Raw genomic sequence first — 10,085 nt, 5'->3', positions numbered from 1 at the left:
TCCATTCATCATGGTTTTTATGACGGTCTGTGCCATGCTGTCAACTTCCAGATACTCTCCATCCTCTAAGATAGTATGCACGGTGTAGATACGTCCCCCGATAGCAATCAAGGGATTTACGCATGATCCATAAATTCTCAACCGAAATTGCGCCGGCGCAAAATGTTCATTTAAGATGTATGTATCTTTCATTCCGCTTGCATACCGGTATCCATACCGATATCCATACCGTTTGTTGCTTGTGGATGTAATATCGGCAGACTTGAAAGTGTAACTAGTTTCTTTGATCCAGAATGGGTGATCTGTTATGATTCCGTACTCACATTGTATAATCTGATCCGCTCCCCAATTATCCTTCTCCGAAGACTTTATATAGCAGACCATATATTGGTCATCTATGCATAAACGCCCTGGAGTGCCTGATAAGATATCTGTTTCGAATATTTCTGTCAGAGCATTCATATGTTCTCGTGCACCTGCTTGTCTACTTCTGTGCACATCAATATTTAATGCTTTTTCTTTTACAGTGTATCCAAATCCGACAATTCTGTTAGATGCTATAGACACTTCCCATTCATAGTCTAAAAGGTCAGATATCAGCATCTTATACGGTTCTTTATTGAGATTTACTTCTGTTCCATTATGATTTACATATCTAACTATCATGCCAGTACATAACCTCCATCCTTTAATGCTCTGTTAACTTGTCTACTATTTAGAATAATAGGTCGTTCGTTTGACTCATTATTAGCCTCCAGCTGAGCTTTCTTTATCTTTTTATAGTCTATCTGCATATCCGTATAATTGTTTGTCACTGCTTTCGTTGCAACTTTCGCCGTCATTGGCATTGTAGACGTTACTCCTATAGCTGCAGTCTGCATCTTACCAATAGCTTTTTTCATGCCTGCAGTCATTTGCCTTATAGGTGTATTTCTTTCAAACCCAATACCAACACCTTGAGCCATATATTTTCCAACTTCATCTCGCATAACTCTCGATGGAGAATGAATTCCGAAAAAATCTTTGATTCCTCCGAGTATCGACTCTCCAAAACCTTGAATCTTGTCAATTACCCATCCTGTCATATCGGAAATACCGTTCCACAAGCCACGCACGATATCCTTTCCAATAGAAAGCATTTTCCCTGGTATTGATTTGATTGTATCAACAATCACCGAAACAATGCTTCCTGCAGCACTCTTCACCCAGCTAATTCCTGCCGAGATTGCATTTCCAAGACCAGATACTGCTGTTCTTCCTATATTTGCGAGCGTAGACGGTAGATTCAAAATTGCATCTTTTATAGAATCAAGAATTTTCTTCCCTGCACTCTTCGCATAAGATGCCATTCCTCCAATTCCGTCTGCAAAAAATTTAATAATATTCTTTCCTAAACTCAACCATTGGAACGCCATAAGTGTGTCCACAATGGCACTTATAATCTTTGGAATGTTTTCAATTAGAGTTGGGATTGCTTGAATTAGTCCCATGACTAACTGTCCAAGTAATTCTGCCCCCTTCATTAGGATTGTAGGGAAATTATCATTTATGATATTTGCGAATGTAGAAATAATCTCCGGAATACGCGAAATTAAAATTGGTACCGCCGTTATGATCCCTTCAACCAGTTTTTGCAGTAGTTCAAATCCTTTTTGAATTAATATCGGCGCTGCTTCTGCCAACTTATCTCCTATTCCCTGAACAAAATCAAGAATCTTCGGCAATGCTTCGGGAATTGCTTTCACAAATCCATCAACCAAATTACTAAGTAATTCATAACCTTTTTGAATTAATGTGGGAACGTTTGTTATAACAGTATCTGCAATAAGCTTTACAAAATTTAAAGCAACTGGAATAATAGTCGGAATAGAAGCAAGCATCCCGTCTATCAGAGACATGACAGCGTTTTTTCCCGCTTCCACTATCTTCTGCATGCTATCTCCGGACAATGAATTAACCAGGTTTTCTTGAATTAGCTTTCCCACTTCCGGCAACGTCTGCAATAGCCGTGGAACAATTTCACCTAACCCCTTCAGCACATTTTCCCCAGCTGTCACCATAGATTCTGCAAGAGCCTCTGGTGAGCCAGTTCCATTTAGGAAATTATCAAAAGCTCCTTTCGCAGATGCGATAGAACCGGATATTGTCTCTGAGGCTTCTTTCGCTGTTGTCCCGGTAATACCCATTTCTGTTTGGACGATGTGAATCGCTTCTGTAATATCTGCAAAATTAGCTTCTAAATGTCCTTTTGAATCCATTGAAAATTTTGCAGTGCTTGCAAATTCTTCGTTCAAGTTTGCCGCATCTTGTAAAAGTCTATACATTTCAGACGCAGTTCCGCCATAGCCAAGTTTCAGATTATCCAACATGGTGTAATTCTGCTTTGCAAATCCCTGATAAGCGTTCTGGATCATCTCCGTGCTTGTACCCATCTTGTTGGCATTATCGGACATATCTATTATTGCTCTGTCTGCATAATCCGCCGCTTTTTCGGTATCATTTCCCAACGACTGCAATAGTGAAGCCGAGAAACTTGTTACCGTTTCCATGTAAGCATTAGCGGAAAGCCCTGCAGTTTTATAAGCATTCTCGGCGCCATCTATTACTTTTTGCGCACTGTCTTTAAATAGGGTTTCAACTCCACCAATATTCTGTTCTAAGCTCGCAAACGAATCTAGTGCAGATTTTGTCATTACTCCAAATCCTGCAGCAATTCCAGCAACAGATCCAGCTAATACCTTTAAACCTCCTTGTGCGATATTTCCTAAATTCTTTATTCCTTTGTTAAAACCTTTTTCACTAATTTCTGTATCAAATTTCAATGAGCCATCATAGCCCATACTATCCACTCCCTTTCTGCGAATAGCACAGGCTCAATGGCTCAATTTAAAGTGCTTTATTTCTTTATCTCAATCTCTCTTTTACATACCCTGCATTTAATATAAATACCTTCACATCTCGCAGTATTGTCTGCAATCGCAAGTTTACACCCGCAATGAGGACATTTCACCCAATCTCGCCTTAAAATTGGAGTTTTTATTTTCAAAATATCCCTCCTTACACAAACGCATTTCCAATATCATAATCTGTTAAAGACTCTTCTGGAAGGCGGATTGCATTTTGAATTTTCCTGATTCTCTTTTTCTCATCTTTATCTTTTATTTCCTCCAAGTTTATCCCTCTGTACATAATGCGTTGTTTAATTTCCGTATCCTCGGATAACCCCTCAAACAACATTCTGAACTTCCACCAGTGCAGATACTCTATTTCGGTTAAATCAATCCCGTAATCGCGTAAAAATCCTGCCATAATGTATGAATAATCTACACCAAATGAGAAGAGTGGTTTAGCATTCCCTTTACTATTTCCGCCTTCATTCACTTCGCACATAGCCACGAAATTGCTCAATTTTAATATCGCTTCGTCAAAATCACCAACTTCCAACAAGAAATATTCTGACAAAAGGAATGCTTTTTCTTCATCACTTATCTCTTCGTCCTTAATCATGTCAAGCAGTTTTATGTACTCTCTAAAATCAGTAACAATCGGAATTGGTTCTCCACATATTTCTAATACTTTCGGATATTCTTCATAGAATAGATTCACAGAAATCACTTCCTTGTGGCGTTAACATTGTACTTAGACAACCTTTGCGCACGTTTCTTTCCAACTTGAACTACTTGTGCTTTGCAGAAAGAAAGAAAAGAATCGTAGCACTCGTCACAGAGTTTGGAATTAACCTTTCCTTCAAATAATTTGTCGGCTGTTCCTGATCCAAAGATATTGTCAAATAAATTCCAAAAGAGGTTACAATACGCTTTCGTTATTTCTGAGACTTTACCGTCTTTTTTAATCTTCTTCTCTTCCTCTTCCATTATGTTAAATGCATTTTCATATCTTTCTTGGAACTCTACATCTTCCATATCGATTTCGAGTTCCACGTTATTATATTTCCACTGGCTCATTGGCTCTCCTCCTTATTCTGCTGCGTTGTAATCGCCTTTTGTATATGTTGCTTCTTTTCTACCCTCTCCAGCAAACGTAACATAACCTTCCTCAAGTTCAGATACCGACTTAAATGAACCGCTATAAATAAGCGCATCCGTTCCATCACCATCAGAATCCGGAATTACCGCATATGTACGTTTGATTGTGTAAAATTTGTCACTCGTCGTACTCTTTTTAAAAAGATCTACAACAATAATATCCACATGTGTGTCACTTCCTAGTTTTTCTCCATCGTGGATTGATGCAATTCTCTCATGCACCGGGTTATTTGAATGCCTGTCAAACGAATAATCAATAGACGGAGCATAACCAACTACGTCCGCTCTTTCAGAATCTTCATCTACATACTGCCTTGAATACTCTTTCGGATTCTTTGCATTCGTCATAGACGTAAACCCTGTCATTCTCTCGAATTTAGCAGTTCCTCCAGTTGTATCCGTATTCATGAAAGCAACTCTCTGCGAACGATTTACCAATTTTTGTTCTTTAGTTTCTGCCATTTTCATACCTCCTGTATATAAATCAAGCGGCACTCTATACGATATCTAGCATTGTCTCCGTCTACATCGTATAAATAACCGCTGTTTAAAGTTTCTATTTTAACCGGACTTTTCCCTTTTTCTAGTAAGGGCAGTTCTCCGGCAAAGCTTTTTCCCTCCAGCCATTCGTCAAATTCTTGATAAAATCCACTATTATCAATATTTATGCGAGTGTCCTGGTCATATCGCTCCCGACTGGTAAAAGCAAATTGAAACTGTTTCTTGGCACCGCCATCAACGTATTTTTGAATAATCGGGTCGCACGGGAGAGGATCTATAGAATACTCCATATTCTCTCCGAGATAATCTACATTCACGCGGTAATCCTGAAGAAACGGACACTCTAAAATAAAGCTTCTAATGCTTTCAATGATTTTTGACATACTGTTCAGCTCCCTTCAAAATGGAATCTTTGTGACGGTTTTTCATGCGTTCAAACCAGTAAGATTTCTCTTTGTGCTCATAATATTGCCGGCGGGCATACGGAGCAATCTGGTTGATTTCTCCACTGCCAATCACGGTGCCAAGTGTTGCTGACTTATCCAGTACGCCAGTCCGTCTTGGAGTCTCCGGATTCATCCGCCGGATGCATTCAGAATCTACAAATTCCTGTGCATTAGCAAAGCCTTTTTCTTTATCTGGTTTAAATCCGGGATTCCAATCCAGCCTTGCTATCGTCCTTCCCTTCAAGTTTCCTTTGGAAATCGTGTATGTTGATATCGCACCTCTCGGAGTCTCAATCTTGAATTTCTTCTTTCATTTTGCCATTAAACGCCTACCACCTTTAAATGAGGGCTGTCCCCGAATGTATTATAATTTACAGATGTCACTCGCATATTTTCACATCCAATCAGATCCTTTACTGTTTGCATGTCGATCTTGCAATTTCCCTTTACGATATAATCGTCTTTCTTGACTTTTGCTTTTGTTCCTGGTACTCGTACTGTATACACATCTGCGGATTTCAAACCATCTGTAGTAACCGATGACTTCTCTTCCTTAAACCACCATGCTTCTGGTACGTAAGTTCTCTTCCACTTATCAAGTCGAGAAGACTGGCCATATTCTCGGTTATAAATGGTAATATCTGTATTCGTCAGCACTATTCCACCCCCAGATATAAAAGTTCTGTATTCAATAGCCAATATCTCGCAATCGAATACAGCTTTCTTTTCATTACGGTAACAGAATTGTCCCCGTCTGTAGTCTCTGTCACATAACTTACAGAATATCCATCGATTGATTCAGATTTCTTTTCCTTCTTTTTAGAAGAGTATTGAAACACTGTTTCCGCCATTTCGCAGATGCAATCTTTTACATTCTCATACTCGGAAACATTTTCTGCTGTCAATTTCCCATGAGTTATGTTTTTTAAATATACTTCTGCTTTCTTCTCACTTTTTGAAAATTCTTCTTCTGGAACAGTATTTCCACCATATTCTCCTACATAATAGATGTAATCTACAATTGCCATACGATCGACTCCTTTATGCACTTGCCATAATTCCAGCAGCTTTCAGAGAATCCAGCAACGCCTTAAATTCCGCTTTTGTCACATTCTCCCCTGCCGCCTCAGCCACCAATGTAGCCTGTCTTACAAGTCCTGCTTTTGATTTTGTTGCATTCAATGGAATTCCATTATTGGCTGTCTCTACTCCTGTTTCCAAATTATTCATTTTTTCCTTTGTAATAACATCCCCATCATTCCATGTTGTTTTTGTATAAGCCATAATACTTACCTCCTATTTGATTTTCCTACCTTTGCCTTACCAATTTCCCCGCTACCAATTAAGGCTATATCAGGAGCGGGTACTATTCCCCCGCTTTGCATGAACAATAGATGCCAGCCAGCTTATTCTCATAGCAATGTGCATACAGATTATAGTTTCTGTACTTAAATACGTGAGAATCACCATCTTGGTCCTGATCTGGACTGAAATATTTAACAAACTGTTCCATTGCAGAAACAACCGCTGATTTTTCCACACAAAGGAAGTTGATTTCTTTTCCGTCTGCTGCTTTTACAAATCCATACTCCGTTTTTCCATCTTTTAAATCAATCTTTGTGTACATTCTCGTCTGTGGCACTTTGATTACTTGGGAAAAGCGGTTTAACACACCTTTTGATTTGTACGATTCCATGTCGTCCAGCATGCCAAGAAGTGTTGGTGTAATAAACAAAATTCTGTTTCCTTCCACAACCTCGTTTTCATCCATTTCATTTGTACATGCGCGTAGAGCTTTTATTACCGCATCTCCTGTATCTAATGTCTCTTCTTTCTTTCCAATTCCTGCTGTCCCTGCAATCTTCGCAATTCTCGCCGCATCTGTCTCAGGTGCTACATGAAGTCTCATAAACTCTCCTGACAGCTTTGCAAATGGAAGTCCCAATGATTCCGCATTGTCCAAACGGTCAATTCTTAAATCCTGCGAACGTTCCTTATCGTATTTCACAGTTTCCCATGTCAAAGTTGTATTTCCCTTTGTGTATCCGCTTTTTCTGTCAAAATCTCCAAGAGCTGACATATCAAGTTTTGCAATCTTGATTTCTCCATTTCCGCCTTTTTTAGCAACCGTCTCATCTCCGTCAAGTACAGATGTCTTCGCCTCTGCCTTATACTTTTCATCCAGCATTGGCAAATAAATTGTTGATAATTCAATGTTGTTCATTCTCTTCTACCTCTCTTTTCTTATTTTTCTTCCGGCAATCCCATCGCTGCACGAATTGCTGTTGTCTGCTGATTTCCATTCTCTCCACCTGTTGGACCAGTTGGATGGTTGATAGGTTCATCTACGCCAAATAGGAAAGCATTTCCTTTTTTCACTGTTTCAAATGCGGCTGCAATATCAGCACCCTGATTCTGTGACTTTTTCAATGATTCCACATCTAAATACGGCATAACTGCTTTTAAAGCTCTTGCTCCTGCTTTTTTAGCTGCTTCCTGCAATTTCCCTGTAAATTCGTAATTCGCTTGAATATCAGCCTTTTCCTGCTCAGACTGTTCAAACTTTGTCTTGTACTCATTTACTTGCGCTTTCACATCCTCATAATCCTTGAATCCTTCAATTGTCTGATTCGCTGTGTCAAGCTGCTGTTTTGTTGTTTCTAATTCCTGCACCTTCGTATCAAATTCTGCTTTTGAAATATATCCTTTTAGTGTTTCATTCCAAGAGGATACAATCTTCTCCGCCTGTTCTTCTGATACTCCTAGTGCAATCAACTCTTCTTTCTTCATTTTCTCGTACTCCTTTCTTCCGTTCTTTTACGTCTATCGGAAAAAGACAATAAAATAAGACGCATAACCCTGCGCCTCAATGGGAGATGTTTGGATCACCGCCTTTCTATGGATATCCTCTTACCGTCAAACATAAGCACGTCTCCGACTTTTGCAATCTGATCACCTATCCTCACCCCTTTCAATTTTGATATTCCATCATCTATGTGATAGACAAATTTTATCGAATAATAATTAATGCGGGTAGTCAACCACTTTGGCGCTAACATATCCGCATCTTTTGGTACTGTATAATATTGTTTCATAGGCATCCACCTTAAAAATGAGTATAAAAATACCACTCACTCCGAAGAATGGGTGGTATCTATACAACTGCTTTCATTGCTCTATCGTATTCAATCTTCAATTTTCTTTTGAAATCCTCAATTTCTTCTGGTTTCATACCTGGTTCTCCTAATGCACATATATAAGGGGTTTCATCATTCAGTATCTCTGTTGCTCTTGGCTGTTCCGCATACATTTCATCATAATGCACAATCAAAAGACCTTCTAAATCACAGGAAAAATCATAGATATCGTCTGGCGTATTATCTAAAAAATCTTTAATATAATCCATCATTTTTTCAAACATTTTTCCATTCCCCTTTCAAGTTTTTACTTCGCACGACCGATACTATATCTTGAGTATTTTTGTTCTTTATTACTACCAATTGTCTCTCTGCATCGAAATATATCAACTTGCTCTCACCTTCTGTATATTTCGGCTTCCCTTTAATAAACTTCACCAGTTCTTCCTCTGTAACAACCGGAAGACCCGGCTTATTTAACCTTGGAAGTCGACTCAAAGCGTGAACCGACAAATAAATATCTTCCTCGCTAAATCTGTCGTATGCTTCTTTTGATTTCTGCTTAAACTCTGCCGTCCAGTCCTTTTTATTGATTTCCGAGTAAGTATCAACTTTCTTGCTCAAAATTTCAAATTTCTTAGGATTATTGTACTTCATCTGACGGAAATCTGCAAGACTTCCCGCATCGTCTCCGATGATATTTTTGTACCGATAATACTGTTTTGAATCTCTGTCAGCATTCCGAATCATATCAGAAATGTACCGTGCATTTTGCATCTTCGTATTCGTTGCTATTCTTCCACGCATATCATAATATATACGCTCACGTTCTTCTGTCAGACCCATCTTTCGGCAGAATCTTGAATATTCATTGAGCTGTCCTTGATATTTTGCTTTCGCAATCATGATATCATCCTGATCAGCACCGCCACGCTTTAATAGCTGCACTTTTTCTCGCTGTGCTCTCATACATGTTTCCATCTGTCTCTGACGCTGTTTTGCTTCATACAAGGTGTATTCTTTGTCGTTAAATGTCTTTGGAGTATTCTCCTTGCGATTCTGCTCTTCCAACCACTCGTCAGTCCAGTTTCTTGCAGATATCCCAAGAATAAAAGGATAATAAGTGTGATAACAGTTTGCTCCAAGTAATCCGGTAACACTTCCCAGTCCACATACAGTTCTAAGCTCTTCTTTGCTCCAAACTCTTCCTTGCCACACCGCATGAGTTGGACGGGCTCCAGCATGCCATTCCACCTCAAAATGCTCTGTTCCAAGTTTTTTAGCGTTCATTTCGGATATTTTTCCAGACAATTGTGATACCCCTGTCATAACCGCTCTACGTGCTGCCACATCAACTCGGTTTGCTCTGCCAGATGCATACTCTATCTGTCTCAGTCCGCTGTTAGTCAGCTGCGTTACAACTCTTCGTAAGACACTGTTATAATCAAACGCCCCAGACACAATATCCATACAGGCAGCATCAAGATACTTTTGATAAACCTGTGCAAGTGGTGTAAGAACCTTTTTCCCGGTTCCATAATCAAGATAGAAACCAAGAGACTTTGTAATATTCTGCAACTCATCTTCACTCTGACGAATCAGAGCTTCTGTAATCTGCTGCAACTCCTCGTTATCCTCAAAAGGGGTAAACTCTGCATTGATCTGTTCGTATACGTCTTTATTTCGAACATATTCCCAGTCAATGACTTTATCATACAGTTCAAACATCTCCGGATAGGATTTATTTAGAGTCTCTTTTAGCATTTTCTCGATATCTTCTGAGGAATACCCTAAAACTCGTAACCGGTTTATCTGCCAGTCTGCTGTGCTTGTAATTTCCCCAGTTTGTCTGATTCGTCGAACAATATCTTCCATGATCCGCATTTCCAAATCAGAGAAGTGTTTCTCAATCTGACTAGATAATTGTTTCTTGTAATCTTCCCTCAATCAGATCA

General features: G+C 39.2%; 15 protein-coding genes. All 15 read right to left on the bottom strand.

Going from position 1 to position 10,085, the window contains the following annotated elements:
- Positions 1-666: hypothetical protein (locus ACTQXY_RS04035; protein WP_441658383.1), on the bottom strand; the 666-nt coding region annotated here is incomplete at its 3' end.
- Complete coding sequence (locus tag ACTQXY_RS04030) at positions 663-2,840, bottom strand: phage tail protein (RefSeq protein WP_441658382.1); 2,178 nt, start codon at positions 2,838-2,840, stop codon at positions 663-665. The genes ACTQXY_RS04035 and ACTQXY_RS04030, both read right to left, overlap by 4 nt.
- A gap of 217 nt (positions 2,841-3,057) precedes the next feature.
- Positions 3,058-3,606 carry a Gp15 family bacteriophage protein gene (locus tag ACTQXY_RS04025; protein ID WP_441658381.1) on the bottom strand — a complete coding sequence of 183 codons (549 nt, stop codon included), beginning with the start codon at positions 3,604-3,606 and terminating at the stop codon, positions 3,058-3,060.
- A gap of 5 nt (positions 3,607-3,611) precedes the next feature.
- On the bottom strand, positions 3,612-3,965 hold the full coding sequence (locus ACTQXY_RS04020; protein WP_441658380.1) for a DUF6673 family protein: 354 nt from the start codon (positions 3,963-3,965) through the stop codon (positions 3,612-3,614).
- Between the two features lie 12 nt (positions 3,966-3,977).
- Positions 3,978-4,508: a phage tail tube protein gene (locus tag ACTQXY_RS04015; RefSeq protein ID WP_441658379.1), complete on the bottom strand. Its 531-nt coding sequence runs from the start codon at positions 4,506-4,508 to the stop codon at positions 3,978-3,980.
- 2 nt (positions 4,509-4,510) lie between these two features.
- A complete protein-coding gene (locus tag ACTQXY_RS04010) occupies positions 4,511-4,930 on the bottom strand; it encodes a hypothetical protein (RefSeq protein WP_441658378.1) in 420 nt (139 codons plus the stop codon).
- Positions 4,914-5,237, bottom strand: a complete 324-nt coding sequence (locus tag ACTQXY_RS04005; RefSeq protein ID WP_441658377.1) for a hypothetical protein — start codon at positions 5,235-5,237, stop codon at positions 4,914-4,916. The genes ACTQXY_RS04010 and ACTQXY_RS04005 overlap by 17 nt, the downstream gene beginning before the upstream one ends.
- Positions 5,238-5,314: 77 nt before the next feature.
- Entirely contained in the window at positions 5,315-5,650 is a 336-nt protein-coding gene (locus ACTQXY_RS04000; RefSeq protein ID WP_441658376.1) for a DUF6751 family protein, read from the bottom strand.
- A complete protein-coding gene (locus ACTQXY_RS03995; RefSeq protein ID WP_441658375.1) occupies positions 5,650-6,021 on the bottom strand; it encodes a hypothetical protein in 372 nt (123 codons plus the stop codon). Before ACTQXY_RS03995 ends, ACTQXY_RS04000 begins: the two co-directional genes overlap by 1 nt.
- Before the next feature lie 13 nt (positions 6,022-6,034).
- Positions 6,035-6,277: a hypothetical protein gene (locus ACTQXY_RS03990; RefSeq protein WP_441658374.1), complete on the bottom strand. Its 243-nt coding sequence runs from the start codon at positions 6,275-6,277 to the stop codon at positions 6,035-6,037.
- Positions 6,278-6,359: 82 nt separating this feature from the next.
- Positions 6,360-7,217: a hypothetical protein gene (locus ACTQXY_RS03985; RefSeq protein ID WP_441658373.1), complete on the bottom strand. Its 858-nt coding sequence runs from the start codon at positions 7,215-7,217 to the stop codon at positions 6,360-6,362.
- Between the two features lie 20 nt (positions 7,218-7,237).
- Positions 7,238-7,783 (bottom strand): phage scaffolding protein, encoded by a 546-nt coding sequence (locus ACTQXY_RS03980; RefSeq protein ID WP_441658372.1) that lies wholly within the window; start codon positions 7,781-7,783, stop codon positions 7,238-7,240.
- A gap of 95 nt (positions 7,784-7,878) precedes the next feature.
- Positions 7,879-8,088: a hypothetical protein gene (locus ACTQXY_RS03975; RefSeq protein WP_270608689.1), complete on the bottom strand. Its 210-nt coding sequence runs from the start codon at positions 8,086-8,088 to the stop codon at positions 7,879-7,881.
- A 59-nt stretch (positions 8,089-8,147) separates the two neighbouring features.
- Positions 8,148-8,414: a hypothetical protein gene (locus ACTQXY_RS03970; RefSeq protein WP_270608688.1), complete on the bottom strand. Its 267-nt coding sequence runs from the start codon at positions 8,412-8,414 to the stop codon at positions 8,148-8,150.
- Positions 8,407-10,077 (bottom strand): phage minor capsid protein, encoded by a 1,671-nt coding sequence (locus ACTQXY_RS03965; RefSeq protein WP_270608685.1) that lies wholly within the window; start codon positions 10,075-10,077, stop codon positions 8,407-8,409. Before ACTQXY_RS03965 ends, ACTQXY_RS03970 begins: the two co-directional genes overlap by 8 nt.
- Positions 10,078-10,085 lie beyond the last annotated feature (8 nt).

It is taken from the genome of Faecalimonas sp. LCP19S3_D12 (assembly GCF_052121495.1).
In the GTDB taxonomy this organism is placed as follows: Bacteria; Bacillota; Clostridia; order Lachnospirales; family Lachnospiraceae; genus Faecalimonas.
The sequence above is the reverse complement of the archived record's forward strand: the minus strand, read 5'-3'. Positions and strand labels throughout refer to the sequence as shown.